Here is a 15,435-nt window from a genome sequence, read left to right on the forward strand (position 1 = left end):
ATTATTTTCGACGACGGTTCCATAAAATAGCAAGCTGTTGGAAAACAAATCCTAAGGAGAATATCTATGAGTCGTCCAGACTATCTGAACTCCAAGCCTGCCGAGAGTCGTGTTGACTCCGTTGTGCTGGAGCAGCCACAGAACAGTGCCGTTACGGCGGACGGCCGTAAGGTTCTGCGCAATACCTACATGCTGCTGTCCATGACACTGTTGTTCAGTGCCGCGGTAGCCGGTGTTTCCATGGCCATGAACTTGCCGCACCCGGGCTTCATCCTGACGCTGGTGGGTTACTTTGGTTTACTGTTTGCGGTTCACAAGACCAAGGACAGCGCGATGGGCATTCTGTCTGTTTTCGCACTGACCGGCTTTATGGGTTACACCCTGGGCCCGATTCTGTCCATGTACGCCAGCATCCCGGGTGGTAACGGCATCATCATGAATGCTCTGGGCACCACCGGCCTGATCTTCTTCGGTATGTCCGGTTGGGTGCTGTCTACCGGTAAGGATCTGTCCGGTTGGGGCAAGACCCTGATGGTCGGCATTATCACAGCCTTCGTACTGTCGCTGGGTGCTTTCTTCTTTGAAATCCCAGCGCTGGGCCTGGCAGTGTCTGCCCTGTTCGTGATCCTGATGAGTGGTTTGATCGCTTACGAAACCAGCAACATTCTGCATGGTGGCGAAACCAACTACATCATGGCGACCGTGTCGCTGTATGTGTCTCTGTACAACCTGTTCGTAAGCCTGCTGCAAATCTTTGGCGTGCTGGGTAGCGACGAGTAATCGCGTTCTGTTTCTTCTGTGCTCAAGAAGAGATCGCCCCGATGGCCTCGTGTCATCGGGGCTTTTTTATTCTAGGATCTGAAAAGGTGTTATTTCGGGGGCGTACAATGGGCAAACTGTCGGGCGTGTGTGCTGTGCTGCTATTGTTGCTGGGGTCTGTGTCGGCCGTGGCAGAGTGCCGTGACCGTGATGCCAAGGCCGCCGGGGATACTTTGGCAAAAAGTTATTTCCGAGGTAGCCCGACGATTTTTTATCCGGCCAAGGTGTTCAAGCGACATTGGCCCAGCTTGCATAAGGAAGTTGCCAGTTACGTCCAGATTGGCGATTACAAATACAGTATATTTTCGCTGGTGGATCTTGAGTGCAAGGCCCGATTTATCAAGCGAACCCGGCAAAATGACTAATTCGGTCATTCAGGGGCTTTGCTCGGCAACAGTCTCTTTCCACACTACGCCATGTGGCTTTTCTTTCTGCATATGTTTTGTACAAGTGTTATCCGATACACTATGCACATACAAGCCAGTTTCAGGGTGAATTATGAAACGTGTTATCAAATCCGCTGTGTTGGGCGGTGTGCTTCTGGCTTTGACGGGCTGTAGCTCGACCAGTGTTCAGTATTATTCGGACATGACTCCGGTGCTGGACCCGAAGCAATTTTTTGATGGTCGTCTGTGTGCGGACGGCATCGTCAAGGATTATCGTGGCCGCGTCAGCCGCCACTTCTCGGCCCGTATCAATGCCAGCTGGGACAGTGCTGGCGTCGGTACACTGGATGAGGTGTTCCAGTTCAATGATCGTGTTGAAGGCGATTACGAAAAGCGTATCTGGACTCTGGTACCGGACGGCACGGGCAGTTATCTGGCTCGGGCCAACGATGTGCCGGAAGCCACCCGGATGCAGTTTGCAGGCAACAGTCTGAACATGGAATACGTTCTGCACTACCAGACGGGAGAGGGCGATACCGTCAAGCTGAACATGGATGACTGGATGTTTCAGGTAAACAACCGCACCATCGTCAACGAAACCCGCATGAGCAAGTTTGGTTTTACGGTTGGTCGGGTGATTTTGACGATTCGTAAGGCGGGCCATTCCGATATGTGCTTACCGGGTGGGCTGCAGCCTTCCAATATCGAGCGTGTGTCGATGTGAGCGCACAGCGTGTGATCCACCCAGATCTGATTCAACATGCTGCCTGCGGGCAGCATGTTTGTATGTAGAGCTTGCTAAGACGTTCGCTCGTAAAGGGGACATCTATTTAATCCTGCACGGCTCTGCGCGAGTGTTGCCGTTGTTCAGTGCAAGGCGACGAACGCAGTGGAATGACGTACCTCTCCGGCCGAGTCTTTCCAAGTTCGTCAACACAGTACTGGGCAGCGGCAACCCGCGCCCTGCGGGGGCTGCCGGATGATCTCGACTCAGTGTCGCCGACTTTTGACTTGACCCGTCAGGCCTGCAAGTCGGCTTCGAGATTCGAAACCACCCGGTAGCCCAGAGTGAGCACCGGATTAAATAGATGTCCCCTAAAGGATAGCGTTGTTGGGGTTAGCTATCGGATTCTTCGTCCGATTCTTCTTCGTCAAACACCACACTTTCGCCGTGTTCTCGGGCCCAGGTTTGCAGCATCACCAGCACTCGGTCATCGCAGGCCAGCTGCTGGTGGAAAAGAGCGTCAGTGGCTTCGCTGACGGCTTCACGGTCTGAAATCTCTTCCGAGTAGTCGCCCACTTCCAGGCTCAGTTCGCGGTTGCAGGCCTCGTAGATTTTGCCCAGTAGCATTTCTGTGCGCTCTTCTTCCTCGGTCATCAGGTAGGTCTGATCGAGGTCGTTTTCCAGCTCCCGAACGATCGCCCAGGTGGTTTCGCCACGCTGATAAAGCGTGTCTTGCGAGATGCCATGAATGTCTTCCAGTGCGTAGTCCCAGTCTTCCCAGCCATCGTCCGGTTGAATCAGCGTGGTTTTGATTCGGCCATCGGCCAGTGACCAGGCGATGGCAATCGGATGCGCTTCCTCTTCGTAGGAGCTTGAATCAATAGCGATGAAATGTGGGTAGGCCACAGCGAACCTCGTATCTGTGTAGAAGAGTCGCGACTGTAAGCGTCCTGCGGCTTGCTTTCAAGCTGTTCAGGTACGGGCAGGATGTGGCTTCAGGGCGAACGGCCGCACCTTGTTGTTATGGGATGCGGCCAGACGGTCAGGAAGGACGAATGTCGGCAGGTTGATGCAGCAGGGCATCCAGTGTGTCGACCGCTTCTGCCCAGTCTGAGTCTTCGATCAGGGATTCGAGCAAGAACGACTTCTGCGCCCGTGAGAAGCAATCCAGGTCGGTTACCCGGGTCGTGCTGGCCAAGGGCTTTTGGCTTTCAATGAAATGTTCGATGGAGTAATCGTCGCTGGGCAGGCCGAGTTGTTGAAACAGCTGTCCAAGATCGTGGTGTTGGGTTTGCATAACTGCCTCCTGATCAAAGTCTAACGGGAAATCAGATACGCAAACCGGGACATTGTTCCATGCTCTGTCGATAACTGCTTATGGCTACCAGCGCAATTCTTGTTGCAAGGGCGGATTGAGCATTTCTTTCAGAACCTTGGGCGACTGGCCAAACCAGCGACGGCAGGCGCGGCCAAAGTTGGCCTGGTTATCGTAGCCCAAATCCTCGGCAATTTGCCAGATGGGTCGTTCCTGATCTTGCAGGCCTTGCAAGGCGCGGAAGCTGCGATGTTGCTCTTGCAGACCGTTGTAGCGGATACCAATCATCGCCAGTTTGCGATTCAGGGTACGGGCGCTGGTTTTGAACGCTTCGGCACAGTCGTCGATGCAAGGCACCAACGTTTGTTTCTCGATCCAGTTGGAAATGGCTACGCCGAGGTCGTGTTCGCTACCGGGCAACAACGCCAGTGCTTTGTGGCATTGCTGGCGCGCACGCACGGCAGGAATGGAGCCTTTGCGTTCCGGGTTGCCCGGCAGCGGGTAGCGATTCTCGCTGCTGGCACTGACACGGCGATTGGTATCCAGAAAACCCAGCTCCATGAGTCCATGAGCCAGACGGCTTTCGGTGTATGCCACCAGATACTGGTTCAGAGGGCGGGCAAGGGCATCAGGCAGGCCGCCCAGCTGATCGCAGTGGATGGATACGCAGGCATCCTTTTTTTCGATGTGCAGGCGCACGTCGATGCCCGGCATTGTCAGTCGGGCGAAGCGTCCCCACCACGACAACAAATCCGCATCGGTCAGGCTGGCCTGCAAAATCAGGTGCAGGTTTTCCTTGTCGGTGTGGCTGAGTTGGCTACCGTGCATGCCACCCATAGCGGCGGCATCAATGGCTGCCAGCTGTTGCTGCAGCGAGTGGCACAGCAGTGCGGCACGTGGTTCGGTCGGCCCGGTTTGCATAACCAGGTGAATAAGTCGGTGAATTTCCCTTGGGTCGCGGGAATGCATGTTGTTCAGCCATCCAGATCAATCGTAATAACAGCGGAAAGCAGGCCGTTGGCCTCCTCAAACTGTAAATTACCGCGAAGCTCCATTTCTGACAAATCGGCGCACAGTTCCCGTGATGGGAATGGGAACAGGGTATCAAGATGATGGCCGTTGTCCTGCCAGGCTATCCGCATGATCAGCAGCTGATCCTGTAGCTCCAGCCTCAGGGATAATTGCTCGGCCTTGAGGCCAAACTGCTGGGCTGGGTACGCCACCAATTGGTCGAGAATGTAGTCGATGACAGCGGCGTTGCTGGTGATGATCAGGGTTCTTGGGAACTGGCTTCTTACTTTTACCAACTCATTGCCTAACGCTAGCTCAAGCTGTTTGCGAATGTGCAGCACGAGATCGAATGGTTGTGGGTCGGCCGAAGCGATCAACGCCAGAGCCCGATGGGCGAGCGTCAGTTGATGGGCCTGATTCTGGCTATTGTTATCGCACTGACGACATTGGATAACGGCTTCCGAGGCACTGTTCAACAAGGCTTCCAGCGTCTCGAAAATACGCCGGTGTTGTAGCGAGGCCAGCCGTTGGCTGACCCGCGCCTGTTCGCGTTCAACCCTGTTCAGTTTGTTGGTTTTTTCCAGCAGTTCGTGCTGGAAATCCTCACGCTGGCTGCGCAACGAGGCCTCCATTCGTGCACTCAGTTCTTGCAGTTGAATGCGGCCGTTCATTTCCGAGGTGCGGTCGGAACAGCAAATAATCACTTCTTCGGGCTGGTTGTTGTGAAAACTGAAGGCGTGGAAGCTGATTTCCAGATAGCCATCCTGACCGTTGAACTTGAGTACGCGGAAGTCGCCTCTGACACGCCGAACACGGCCTTGCAGCAGCTGATAGATACGTTCCCGTTGGGTTTCTGCCTGATCACCCTGTATGCGTTCGAGAATGCGGTGCAGCGGGTTTTCCAGCTGGTCCAGCTCGCTCTGGGTGATTCGCAGTTGTTGGCAGAAGTTGCGGTTTATCTCCAGTTTGCCTTCTTTAACGCGGTATTTGCCGTAACCCAGCTCGGTGTTTTCAATCGCCATGTTGAGCTGCTCGTGGGTGTAGCTCAGCGCCTGGGTAGCGATTTCCTGCTGTGTGGTATCGCTGACGATGGTTTGTTGCATCCACTCAAAGGCTTCCACCAGGGTATCGAGTTCGTCCCTGCGGGCCTTGCGCCGGTTACGCCGTAAATACGGCTTGTTATCTGGCCGGGCAATGGAGAACGACCTGGCCCAGTTGCCCAGGTGTTGCAGGTGGCGGGTGATGTGCAAATGAATCAACAGCATCAGTACGATGGCAATGACCAGGGTGGTGATCAGTTGCACCGCCGCCAGCTGCAGCCCGTGTTTCAGGACGGTTTGGCGGACGTGGGCAAAACTGCCCTGAATCTCAATTTTGCCCAGATGAATCGATTGGCTGGCGTTGCTGTGAATGAGGTCAAACTGATAGTCGAAGTCGGGCTCCTTCAGGGGTGTACCGGACTCCAGGTCGCCAAAGTCCTTGCTACGAAGCACCACGTATTCAATGCCTTCAAAATTCAGAAAGCCCTGCATTTGGGCCATCAGTTGTTGTTCATCAAAGTTCCAGAGGCTGATGGCCAAGCTGGAACGGTAACTTTCTTCGAGCCGTGACAGGTTGTTGGTGACGTTGGTTTTCCCCTGGTTGTAGTCAAGCGCCAGTATCCACGCCAGCGTCGTCATGGTGATCGTCAGACTGGCGATCAGCAAAGACAGCAGCAGGCGTTGGCCGACTCGGGTACTGAAGGCGGATGTCAGTAACTTCACTGGCAGGGCATTCCTTTTCTGGTGACAACAAGTTGCAAATCAGTAACAAGTCTAGTGGAAGGGCCGAAACATGCGAGGTTGAGCAAGAAAATTTCATGCCAGCGCAGGGGTAAAGATTTGTCCGCTTTGTTCCAACTTGACCTGCCACAAGTTTGGCAGCAGATGCGCGATGGTGCCGGGACGGCGTTTGATTTGGGTCAAAGAGGGGCCGGGTGCAGACTTTAATCTGGCCACATCTGACAAGCGCACGGTATCTAGGAGTGCATTATGAAAATGTTGAAAACCCTGTTGGCTTCTGCTGTTGTTTTTTCTGCCATGCCAGCACTGGCGTATGAAGGCGGCGATATCATTGTTAAAGCCGGTGTGATTACGGTTGCTCCAAAGGATGGGAATGCTGACAGCAGCGCACTGGTGCCAGGCAGTGAGCTGGATGCACAGAACGACACTCAGCTTGGTCTGACTGCAATTTACATGGTGTCTCCAAACTTCGGCGTGGAGTTACTGGCCGCCACGCCGTTTGAACACGAAGTAGAAGGTGATGGTGGTGCTATCGATGGTGCAACCATTGCGACCTCCAAGCAGCTGCCACCCACTGTATCGGCTCAATATTACCCAATGGGTGAAGGCTCCAAATTGCAGCCATATGTTGGCTTGGGCCTGAACTACACCTTCTTCTTTGATGAAAAAGACGACGGGAATCTGGGGACCAACGGTCTGGAGCCAAGCTGGGGGCTGGCATACTCCGCCGGCATTGATTACCAGCTGGATGAACATTGGCTGGTGAACGCATCCGTTTGGAAGATGGATATCGACACCAAGATCAAAGGTGGCGCCGCTGACGGACTGGATGTAGAAATCGACCCGCTGGTCTACTTCGTTAGTGCTGGCTACAAGTTCTGATTGCGATTACCCCTCGAATCGCTCTCTACGCTCAAAAAGAAGTATCTGACTGCAGTACCTGAAAACAGAAAAGACGGCTCCGGCCGTCTTTTCTGTTTTTCGGAGCTGTTTTTTTGGTAGCTGTTTCTTAGCCCGGTTTGTTGCTGCGAGACTAAAGCGAAACCTTGGCAATGCCTGATTCCGGTGTTTTCAGGTTGGTTTTTAGCAGTGATTGCTGTGGTCTGGACGGCTCTGGTGCAGACAGGTTGGAAATGGAGGGTGTTGCCATGGTGAGCGGACTTGCTGTGCTGGAGGCAATGGCGTCGAATAAATCCTGCCCCAATAGAATTCCCATAAACTCCCCTTGTACCTGAATCTCTGAGCCGCGCCCTTCGGTGTACTCAATGATGATGTGATCGCCTTTCACCAGTCGACGGTCGAGCATTTTCACCAGACTGTTCATGCGGTCTTCAAGCTCCAGTACGGTTTCCCAGTTTTCGTTGATGACGATCTGTTCCAGCAGGTTCATGCCAATGGTTCGGCCACTGAGCACGTCGCTGTGAACGGTGAGATTAAGCTGACGTACACCGTGCGTGCGGTCGGACGCTTCAAAATATTGCCCGGTATAGGCCTGTGGCAGGTAGCCAATATCGCGGCTGTGGGTGCTGAGTAGTGTGAGTGGTTGGCCGCTAAAGGCCACGTGGGCGTGCTTGTTTGGTTGGGTGTGGGTGTTGAGTGGTTGAGCTGCCATGGCAGCATTGGAGAACGCTGAGCAAGTCAGCCAGAATGCCAGAGTTACACGCTTCATGTGCTATCCCCCCGAAAGGTATGATCCAGCAGAAATCCATCCTGTCTTTAAACAGTAGTCTGGATGAAATATCGCTGCAACATGCTTTTTCGATAGGCCGGTTCCTGGCCTGAAATCATCAGTACATGGGTGGGGATAATGGAGGTGTTACTGAGAGCGAGATGGAGAAGTGTGAGATGGAGGAGTGTGGAGCGAGAACCCAAACGCAATATGGCAGCCGAGGGCTGCCATATTAATTCAATCCACCGATATTGGTCGGCAGGTTGTTACAGGCCTACCAGACGCATGAATTCACTGCGGGTTGCCTGATTCTGGCGGAAGTCGCCTTGCATAACGGACGTGCGCATCATCGAGTTCTGCTTTTGTACACCGCGCATCATCATGCACATATGCTTGGCTTCAATGATCACACCAACACCGCGGCAACCGGTCACTTCGGACACGGCGTCGGCGATTTGTTTGGTCATGTTTTCCTGGATTTGCAGACGGCGTGCAAACAGGTCAACGATGCGAGCAAACTTGGACAAGCCCAGTACCTTGCCGTTTGGCAGGTAGCCAATGTGGCACTTGCCGATGAACGGCAGCATGTGGTGTTCGCACAAGGAGTAGAACTCAATGCCTTCCACAACCACCATTTCATCATTGTCGCTGCTGAAAATGGCACCGTTGGTCACCTCTTCCAGATTGCCCTGATAACCGCTGGTCAGGAATTGCATGGCCTTGGCAGCGCGTTTTGGGGTGTCCAGCAGGCCTTCACGTTGGGTGTTTTCACCAAGTTCGGTCAGCACCTTGCTGTATAGGGATTCGAGTTCAGACATGTTGTTTCCGAAGTTTTTCGATACCTGAGCACTATACTCAATTAATAAATAGTTATACAAGAACTGTATCTTGTATAAGTGTGTTTTGTTTATCAGCCGGTAAAATCGGCTAACGCGGCTGTTCCGGTTGTCAGCTGTTGTTGCTGATCTCGGGCTCAACCCATGGGCTGGATGGCGGATCAATCATGATCTCGTCGCCATCCGGCCAGATTTCTGACAGGTTCAGCTGCCATGTTCTTGCTTGCGCTCCGGCACCTGTGTGGTGAACCCGGAGGCCGCCAGTGGTCGGCTTTTCCGCCCCTGCCAACAAATCGGTGACCCGGTTAGCCACGGCCATACCGGAATCAACCCAGCCAATGTCTGGCCACAAGGCACTTAAATCGGCTTTCAGCAGCGGGAAGTGCGTACACCCCAAGACCACCTGATCGGGCTGATGCTGCACCAGCCACTCGCCCAGCAGTTGCTGTAGCTGCTTTTGTAGCTGATGCCGCCGTTGTTGTAGTGGCACAGCCGCGTGGCTTGCAGAACGGGCATCGGCCAGCACCATGTCTTCCGCCAGTGTCACCAGTTCACTGCTACCCAGTCGGGCGACGTGGCAATGGCTGGCATGCTGCTCGATCAGGTCATCCGTGTAGGGACGCCGTACCGTCGCTGCGGTCGCCAATAAGCCGATGCGGCCACTGACAGTGTAGCGGGCAGCGGTCTTGATGGCAGGAACGACACCGACAACCGGTATATCCAGAACCGACCGCAACTGCTCCAACGCCAGGGTGCTGGCGGTATTGCAGGCTATCACCAAGAGTTTTGCATCGATTTTTGCACACGCCTGACGACACACCGACACAATACGGCGCCGCAAGGCGTCGTCCTCGCGGATACCGTAAGGAAAAAAAGCAGTGTCCATCAGATAGTGAATCTGGCGGGCAGGCTGTTGTTGGCGTATTTCCCGAGCAACGCTCAGGCCACCAACGCCTGAGTCAAACACAAGAATCAACGAGGCTTCCGGCAGGCTTGCGATTTCAGGGGCGGGATACTAGCAGAAAAGGACAGGCTAGGGGCCGCCAGTCGGCTGGCGGCCCCAAATTTTTATCAAGGATTCAGGACCAGCGTGAAATTGACGGGCACTGTGGTGGAAATGGCATTCAGGCCAGCTACCTGACGCAGGGATTCGATACCACTGGTCAGGCTGAAATCAGAGGCGCTCAGTATAATAGGGGTCAGGGTTGAAACGACCAGCTTGCCATCTTGCGCTGGCGTTGCGATGACGTCGGTACTGAGACTCTTGCGTTCACCGTGCAGCGACAGGCTGCCGGACAGCTTGAAGGTTTCCGAGTGGCCTTCTTCCAGCTTCGCTAGCGTGCCCTTGGGCAGCATGGCCTGGAAGTTGGCGGTGGTGAAAGTGCCTGTATTGAACAGCATGGTTTTCATTCGCTGATCGCGGATCTCGATGCCAGAATCGATGCTGCTGAGGTCAATGCTGACCATGGCTGCACCGGAGTCGGTTACGCTGCCGGACACCTTCTTGAAACGGTGAGTTTCGGTGATGTTGGTGTTTTTGGAGGTTTGGAAAGTAACGACCGATTCTGGCGCCACGCTCCAATCTGCGAAAGCGGGCAGGCTGGCGAAGGCAAGGGAAGCTAACAAGCTGGTACGAACAATCATGAGAAATCCTTAATGGATTAAAAACACGTTAGGAAATGTGTGGTTTCGCAACCACTCCAGTTCGCGCTCTATGTCGTCCTTGTGGCGTTCTTCGAGTTTGTGCCGGCGCTTATCCAATTCGAACTGTTGTTTGGGTTTTAGTTTCTTGTATGCCTCCAAAATGGGCATGTCGGAAACCTGACTGTAAAAGTCGCGCATTGTCGTCAAGTTATCGTCGTTCCAGGCCTCTGGGTCAAGTCCTGTCACCAAATATTGCAGTCGCATGACCCCTTCTGTCATTTCACACTGCTCTGTGAGCACGGAAGTACAGAGAAATTGAATATCTTGTAAAAGGCTTTTTTGTTGGTCACGCAGGGCTTGCTCTGCCTGACGTTGTTCTTCCAGTTGGCGGGCTTCCATGTCTTTTACCTGACGTGTCAGGTTCCAGGCGTAATACGCCAGTCCAGCGACGACAACCAGTGCCGCAAGCATCAGAAAAGTAGTCATTTGGCTGTTGCTCCAATGAGTCCCGAAAAATGTTGACCGCACATAATACCGGTTTTGCCAGCGGTTTTTCAGCTAGGGACCCTCTGAATAACTCTGCACAGCTCTGCGCGAGTCCTGCAGGTTGTCAGAACAAGGCGGCGAATGCAGTGGAATGACTGGTCCTTTCCAAATTCGCCAACGCAGTTATGGCGGCCTGCAGGCCGCGCCCTACTGGGATGGCAGGGCATTGCTGACTCTGTGTCGCTGATTTTTGACTTGACCCGTCAGGCCTGCAAATCAGCTTCGTGATGCAGCGTCGCCCTGTCATCCAGAGCGGGCACTGAGTTATTCAGAGGGTCCCCGGCTTCCATTCGGAGTCGCTGGAAAGCTACAAGATTGACGTGGTGTAAACGTACTGCTGTGTGGTTTGCAGGCCTGTATGGCCAAAGGGCGTGTTTTGAGGGCGGGTTGAGTGAATGACTGGTAAGAGAAAGTGTTTGGAAAGCGTGTGGTGAGAGGCGTTGGCTGTTGGCGGGCTACTACGGTGAAAGGCGCGGGAGAAGACCCGCGCCAGTTATAGGGTTTAACCCTTGTCCTGATTTTCTTCCGCTTCTGCCAGGGCGGCAAGGCGAGCCGCTTCAATGGCGGCCAGTTCTTCCTGAACCAGCTCCGGGGTTTCCAGAGAGACACGGCCCAGCTTGCCAGAGCGCATTTCATGCAGCACCAGCTCGGATGCCTTGTGCAGGTCAATGATGCCGCCGGGGCGCAAGCAACCGCGTTTGCGGCCAATCTCTTCCAATGCTTGCTGGGCGGTTTCTGGTAATACTTTCAGCTTGTAACGGGTTTGCAGCAGGTTGGGATACGCCACCAGCAAATGGCCAAGGGCGTAGGTCGCAATGTCCTGATATTCAATGGCGGTATCTTTTACCGCGCCACTGGCTGCCAGACGATAGCCGCTGTTTTCGTTTTCAAACTTTGGCCACAGAATTCCCGGTGTGTCGGACAGAACGATGCCGTTTTTAAGGTCGATCAGCTGGTTGGACTTGGTCACTGCCGGTTCATTGCCGGTGCGGGCAATGTAGCGACCCGCCAGACCGTTGATCAGGGTCGATTTTCCAACATTGGGAATCCCCATCACCATGGTGCGGATGGATTGCTTTTTATCGGTCTTGTTGCTGCCCAGTTTTTTCATCAAGGCGGTCAGGCGCTTCAGATGGCTTTTGTCTTCGGCGATCAACGGCAAGGCATGTGTGTTGTCTTGCTGGTTGAAGTAGTCGGCCCACAGCCTGGTGGTTTTGGGGTCGGCCAGATCTTCCTTGTTCAGTACCTTGATCACTGGCTTGTTGCGGCGCAGTTCTCCGACCAGCGGGTTGGTGCTGGAGAACGGCAATCGGGCATCGAGCACCTCAATTACCAGATCAATTTCGGGCATTGCCTCGCTGATTTTTTTGCGGGCTTTGTTCATATGCCCGGGGAACCATTGAACTGCCATTGTGTGTAATCTCGTTGACCTGAAAAAATTTGGGCGGCACATTGTATAGATCGGTCTGGTAAGGGCAACCGTCCGATGGCGATTATGACACCCCGATTGCGTCCATCAAGCGCATGAATGGCCCGTTAAAGACCGACTTTGTGGGTTTTCAGGGGTTTACAGGACTGTCATATTTGCCGGATAACCTGACCGTGATCGTGTGGAATTGGTCGAGTTGGAGACAAGTGTATGGATGTCTTGCAAGAAGATTTCGCTCGTAGTGCCAAGCGTCAGGGCCGTCAGGCGTCAGCCACTGTTTCAGGGCGTCGTCGAGCCGGTTTTCTGGTAGGGAACAAGTTCGTCTTTGCAGATCAGGGCGAACTGCTTTGGATGGAAGCGGGTCCCGGCGAGTTTCGGGAGCTGCGCCTCTGGCGTAAATAGCATCACCAGGAGCGAGTTGTTAAGCCTGTTTCAGGCTAATGGCTGTACCACGATGGACTAACAGGCTGTTGGATTGCGCCAACAGCCCGATGAAAGTGTCATCCCTGCCGCGTTAAAAGAGCAGGCAAGGACGCTTCATCTTCAAAATACCGATGCTGGCTTGTCAGCGTCGGAGGAGTCTTCTTCGCTGTCAATTTCAGCAGCGCTGGCTTCGGTAGCTTCTGCATCCGATGCCTCAGATTCTGGTGTTTCTGAAACCGGGGCAGTGTCCTGCTCGAATGGCACGCTGTTGTCATCGCTTTGTGTTTCATCTTCAGAGGTTGCAACCTCTTGCTCGGCTGCACTGGACGCCTGTTCAGCTTCTTTCTTGCGCGCTTCTTCCTGCTCCATTTGATGAACCAGCTGCTTGGCTTTTTCGATCAGGGCGTGTTGTTGCTCCTGTTCTTTTTGCAGCTTTTTCTCGGCTTTCAGCAATTGCTTCTCGATGTTGGCCCAGTGGGACTGAGGAACATCGAGGTCCATGATGCCGTTTTCTTCGGCGATTTCACGTCCCAGCTGACGGGTGTTTTCGTCGGCGTCGCGGGCCAGCAGTTTGCGTTCGCCAGCTTCCATACGAGCAAACAGATCAACCAGCGCGCTGGAGAGCACGTCACGGATCAGCTCTTCGCGGTTTTTCTGGAAGCGCTTGGCAATCATGTTGATCATGGCCAGATCGGTAGGCTCTGCTTTCACCAGAATGTCGGCCTGGGTCTTTTCCTTCAAACGACGGTCCTGTTCTTCCTGATAATATTTGTCGATCAGGCTCTGGGTGCTGGTTTGATCTGGGCCTTTCATGGGTGCCTCCGTAGTCTGTCTGGCTTGAGTTATTGGCGAGGGCGGCGGATTATACGCATCGAATTCACCAGAGGTAACCGACTTCATCATGAATGTTGAAGCTTATATTGAAGAAAAGATCGCAGACTTGTCACCCGTTTATGTGAATTTGCTGAATGAGAGCCACATGCACGCAGGGCCTGCCACGGACTCCCATTTCAAGCTGACTCTGGTTTCGGCACAGTTTGAAGGTAAACGGGCCGTGGCACGTCACCAAATGGTGTACGGTTTGCTTCGTGAGGCCCTGTCTGGTCCAGTGCACGCGTTGGCGCTGCACTTGTATACCCCGCAAGAGTGGGCCGAAGTGGCTGAGGTTCCTGCGTCGCCGGAATGCGCCGGCAAAAATCATTGATTCAACTCTGAATCCGGCCTGAAAAGCCAGGCAGTCGAGGATGGCTGCCTGGCTTATTCAGGCTACTTCTCTCTATGCGATATGAAAGCTTTCTGGCTGTGACCTGTGTCACGGTAATGTCATGCAGGCTTCATAGAATCGCGCCCGTTTCCAAAACACCAAGTAAGGCGATACTCCTAATGCGCGTAATAGTCACGATTGCTTTGGCTTTCATCACGGCGATGAGCCACGCGGCGCTGGCACCATTCAGCGACTTGCCCAAGGACGGTGAAGTCCGATTGTTTACGATCCACGGTTCCAACACCATTGGTGCGGAACTGGGTCCGAAATTGATCAAGGAATATCTGGCCCAGAAGGGCGCAACGGATATTGTGATCACCGATACCAATGTTGAAAACGAACAGGTTATTTCTGGTGTGGTGGCTGAAACCGGCACCCGGGTGTTTGTTGATGTGGCTGCCCACGGCTCTGGTACAGGCTTCAAGGGCCTGCTGAGCGGAGACTCCCAGATTGCGGCGGCTTCTCGTCCCATCAAGGCGAAAGAGGCGGCGATGCTGTCGAACATGGCGGAGATGACCAGTCGCGCCGCCGAGCATATCGTTGGCATTGATGGTCTGGCGGTGATTGTGAACGGCGATAACCCGATTGACGAGTTGAGTGTCGATGAAATTGCCGAGATTTTTTCCGGCGGCTACACCGACTGGTCGCAAGTGGGTGGTCGTCCTGGCCCAATCAATGTGTACGCCCGTGATGAGAATTCCGGTACCTGGGATAGCTTCAAGGGCATGGTGCTGGGCAAAAGCCCATTGAAGGCGGGCACCCAGCGCTTCGAGTCCAACAATGCTCTGTCTGATACCGTTGCGGCTGACCAGAACGGCATTGGTTTTGTTGGCCTGTCGTCTGTGCGTGATTCCAAACTGCTGGCCGTATCGGATGGCAGTGCCAAGGCGATGAAGCCAAACAAACTGACCGTTGCTACCGAAGACTATGCCTTGTCCCGTCGCCTGTATATGTATACCGACGACGATAACCTGTCGCCATACGTGGCTGAGTTCATGGGTTTTGTACAACACAATGAAGGCCAGCGCGTGGTGGCTGAGGTGGGTTTTATTTCTCAGGAACTGAAAGCCGTTGTGCCAGAGACCTATGCCGAGCTGCCAGAAGATTTCCGCAAGATCACCAATGATTCCAAACGTTTGACCATCAATTTCCGTTTCCGCGAGGGCAGTGCCCAGCTGGACAACAAGGCGATGAAGGACATCGAGCGCCTGGTTTCATACTTGCAAGCCCATGATTCCCGTGGAAAGGATGTGGTGTTGATCGGCTTTGGTGACAAGAAGAAGACTGAAAAACGCTCTCAGTTGTTATCCAAGTTGCGTGCTATGGCCGTTCGTCGTGAGTTGGTTCGTGCCGGTATCTATCCGAAGCAGTCCGTGGGCTACGGAGACTATTTGCCAGTGGCGTCCGCCGACCGAGAAGAAGGCCGTCTCAAAAACCGCCGGGTTGAGGTTTGGGTCAACGAAGACAATAGTTAATTGTTTCAAAACACAAAAAACCGCCGGAAATGGCGGCTTTTTATATCTGCCGTTTATGCTGTTTGGCCTCGGGGACTGGCAGAGGTAAGCAGTTCCCGGGCCTGACAGTGGCA

17 protein-coding genes are annotated in these 15,435 nt (G+C 53.8%); 6 read left to right on the forward strand and 11 right to left on the reverse strand.

Annotated features, from left to right (window positions below; translation table 11 throughout):
* Positions 1-66 precede the first annotated feature (66 nt).
* Together ACXADJ_RS04675 and ACXADJ_RS04680 are read left to right on the forward strand one after the other, a co-directional pair.
* Complete coding sequence (locus ACXADJ_RS04675) at positions 67-780, forward strand: Bax inhibitor-1/YccA family protein (protein ID WP_475063611.1); 714 nt, start codon at positions 67-69, stop codon at positions 778-780.
* A 537-nt stretch (positions 781-1,317) separates the two neighbouring features.
* Complete coding sequence (locus tag ACXADJ_RS04680; RefSeq protein WP_475063613.1) at positions 1,318-1,929, forward strand: DUF3833 domain-containing protein; 612 nt, start codon at positions 1,318-1,320, stop codon at positions 1,927-1,929.
* 393 nt (positions 1,930-2,322) lie between these two features.
* Here the strand turns inward: ACXADJ_RS04680 and ACXADJ_RS04685 are convergent, their stop codons facing one another.
* The 4 genes from ACXADJ_RS04685 to ACXADJ_RS04700 form a co-directional block, all read right to left on the reverse strand.
* Positions 2,323-2,835: a hypothetical protein gene (locus ACXADJ_RS04685; RefSeq protein WP_475063615.1), complete on the reverse strand. Its 513-nt coding sequence runs from the start codon at positions 2,833-2,835 to the stop codon at positions 2,323-2,325.
* A 136-nt stretch (positions 2,836-2,971) separates the two neighbouring features.
* On the reverse strand, positions 2,972-3,226 hold the full coding sequence (locus tag ACXADJ_RS04690; RefSeq protein ID WP_028294169.1) for a DUF2789 family protein: 255 nt from the start codon (positions 3,224-3,226) through the stop codon (positions 2,972-2,974).
* A gap of 84 nt (positions 3,227-3,310) precedes the next feature.
* Positions 3,311-4,213 (reverse strand): helix-turn-helix transcriptional regulator, encoded by a 903-nt coding sequence (locus tag ACXADJ_RS04695; RefSeq protein ID WP_475063618.1) that lies wholly within the window; start codon positions 4,211-4,213, stop codon positions 3,311-3,313.
* Between the two features lie 5 nt (positions 4,214-4,218).
* Complete coding sequence (locus ACXADJ_RS04700) at positions 4,219-6,018, reverse strand: hypothetical protein (protein ID WP_475063620.1); 1,800 nt, start codon at positions 6,016-6,018, stop codon at positions 4,219-4,221.
* A gap of 267 nt (positions 6,019-6,285) precedes the next feature.
* Here ACXADJ_RS04700 and ACXADJ_RS04705 point away from each other — a divergent pair, with 267 nt between their 5' ends.
* Positions 6,286-6,918 (forward strand): OmpW/AlkL family protein, encoded by a 633-nt coding sequence (locus ACXADJ_RS04705; protein ID WP_475063622.1) that lies wholly within the window; start codon positions 6,286-6,288, stop codon positions 6,916-6,918.
* A 151-nt stretch (positions 6,919-7,069) separates the two neighbouring features.
* On the opposite strand, the gene ACXADJ_RS04710 is transcribed toward ACXADJ_RS04705, so the two are convergent.
* The 6 genes from ACXADJ_RS04710 to ylqF all read right to left on the reverse strand — a co-directional run bounded on the left by ACXADJ_RS04710 (position 7,070) and on the right by ylqF (position 12,142).
* A complete protein-coding gene (locus ACXADJ_RS04710) occupies positions 7,070-7,705 on the reverse strand; it encodes a hypothetical protein (protein WP_475063624.1) in 636 nt (211 codons plus the stop codon).
* Between the two features lie 266 nt (positions 7,706-7,971).
* A complete protein-coding gene (gene folE / locus ACXADJ_RS04715; RefSeq protein WP_475063626.1) occupies positions 7,972-8,523 on the reverse strand; it encodes a GTP cyclohydrolase I FolE in 552 nt (183 codons plus the stop codon).
* 130 nt (positions 8,524-8,653) lie between these two features.
* Positions 8,654-9,508: a glutamate racemase gene (gene murI, locus ACXADJ_RS04720; protein WP_475068131.1), complete on the reverse strand. Its 855-nt coding sequence runs from the start codon at positions 9,506-9,508 to the stop codon at positions 8,654-8,656.
* A 104-nt stretch (positions 9,509-9,612) separates the two neighbouring features.
* Positions 9,613-10,185: a YceI family protein gene (locus ACXADJ_RS04725; protein WP_475063628.1), complete on the reverse strand. Its 573-nt coding sequence runs from the start codon at positions 10,183-10,185 to the stop codon at positions 9,613-9,615.
* 9 nt (positions 10,186-10,194) lie between these two features.
* A complete protein-coding gene (locus ACXADJ_RS04730; protein WP_475063630.1) occupies positions 10,195-10,671 on the reverse strand; it encodes a DUF2489 domain-containing protein in 477 nt (158 codons plus the stop codon).
* 562 nt (positions 10,672-11,233) lie between these two features.
* Complete coding sequence (gene ylqF, locus ACXADJ_RS04735; protein WP_475063632.1) at positions 11,234-12,142, reverse strand: ribosome biogenesis GTPase YlqF; 909 nt, start codon at positions 12,140-12,142, stop codon at positions 11,234-11,236.
* 228 nt (positions 12,143-12,370) lie between these two features.
* On the opposite strand from ylqF, the gene ACXADJ_RS04740 reads away from it, so the two are divergent.
* On the forward strand, positions 12,371-12,562 hold the full coding sequence (locus tag ACXADJ_RS04740; protein ID WP_028294160.1) for a hypothetical protein: 192 nt from the start codon (positions 12,371-12,373) through the stop codon (positions 12,560-12,562).
* A 141-nt stretch (positions 12,563-12,703) separates the two neighbouring features.
* On the opposite strand, the gene ACXADJ_RS04745 is transcribed toward ACXADJ_RS04740, so the two are convergent.
* A complete protein-coding gene (locus ACXADJ_RS04745) occupies positions 12,704-13,396 on the reverse strand; it encodes a hypothetical protein (RefSeq protein WP_475063634.1) in 693 nt (230 codons plus the stop codon).
* A gap of 88 nt (positions 13,397-13,484) precedes the next feature.
* On the opposite strand from ACXADJ_RS04745, the gene ACXADJ_RS04750 reads away from it, so the two are divergent.
* Both ACXADJ_RS04750 and ACXADJ_RS04755 read left to right on the forward strand, forming a co-directional pair.
* Entirely contained in the window at positions 13,485-13,787 is a 303-nt protein-coding gene (locus ACXADJ_RS04750; RefSeq protein WP_475063636.1) for a BolA family protein, read from the forward strand.
* A gap of 179 nt (positions 13,788-13,966) precedes the next feature.
* Positions 13,967-15,322 (forward strand): substrate-binding domain-containing protein, encoded by a 1,356-nt coding sequence (locus ACXADJ_RS04755; protein WP_475063638.1) that lies wholly within the window; start codon positions 13,967-13,969, stop codon positions 15,320-15,322.
* The last annotated feature ends 113 nt before the right edge of the window (positions 15,323-15,435 follow it).

Source organism: Oceanobacter sp. ABM4_470, from assembly GCF_056158645.1.

Bases quoted from the DNA above. Each gene is read 5' to 3' on its own strand.
- ACXADJ_RS04675 (WP_475063611.1), top strand. From the start codon at position 67: ATGAGTCGTCCAGACTATCTGAACTCCAAGCCTGCCGAGAGTCGTGTT.
- ACXADJ_RS04680 (WP_475063613.1), top strand. From the start codon at position 1,318: ATGAAACGTGTTATCAAATCCGCTGTGTTGGGCGGTGTGCTTCTGGCT.
- ACXADJ_RS04690 (WP_028294169.1), bottom strand. From the start codon at position 3,226: ATGCAAACCCAACACCACGATCTTGGACAGCTGTTTCAACAACTCGGC.
- ACXADJ_RS04695 (WP_475063618.1), bottom strand. From the start codon at position 4,213: ATGCATTCCCGCGACCCAAGGGAAATTCACCGACTTATTCACCTGGTT.
- ACXADJ_RS04705 (WP_475063622.1), top strand. From the start codon at position 6,286: ATGAAAATGTTGAAAACCCTGTTGGCTTCTGCTGTTGTTTTTTCTGCC.
- ACXADJ_RS04710 (WP_475063624.1), bottom strand. From the start codon at position 7,705: ATGAAGCGTGTAACTCTGGCATTCTGGCTGACTTGCTCAGCGTTCTCC.
- folE (WP_475063626.1), bottom strand. From the start codon at position 8,523: ATGTCTGAACTCGAATCCCTATACAGCAAGGTGCTGACCGAACTTGGT.
- ACXADJ_RS04725 (WP_475063628.1), bottom strand. From the start codon at position 10,185: ATGATTGTTCGTACCAGCTTGTTAGCTTCCCTTGCCTTCGCCAGCCTG.
- ACXADJ_RS04730 (WP_475063630.1), bottom strand. From the start codon at position 10,671: ATGACTACTTTTCTGATGCTTGCGGCACTGGTTGTCGTCGCTGGACTG.
- ylqF (WP_475063632.1), bottom strand. From the start codon at position 12,142: ATGGCAGTTCAATGGTTCCCCGGGCATATGAACAAAGCCCGCAAAAAA.
- ACXADJ_RS04740 (WP_028294160.1), top strand. From the start codon at position 12,371: ATGGATGTCTTGCAAGAAGATTTCGCTCGTAGTGCCAAGCGTCAGGGC.
- ACXADJ_RS04745 (WP_475063634.1), bottom strand. From the start codon at position 13,396: ATGAAAGGCCCAGATCAAACCAGCACCCAGAGCCTGATCGACAAATAT.
- ACXADJ_RS04750 (WP_475063636.1), top strand. From the start codon at position 13,485: ATGAATGTTGAAGCTTATATTGAAGAAAAGATCGCAGACTTGTCACCC.
- ACXADJ_RS04755 (WP_475063638.1), top strand. From the start codon at position 13,967: ATGCGCGTAATAGTCACGATTGCTTTGGCTTTCATCACGGCGATGAGC.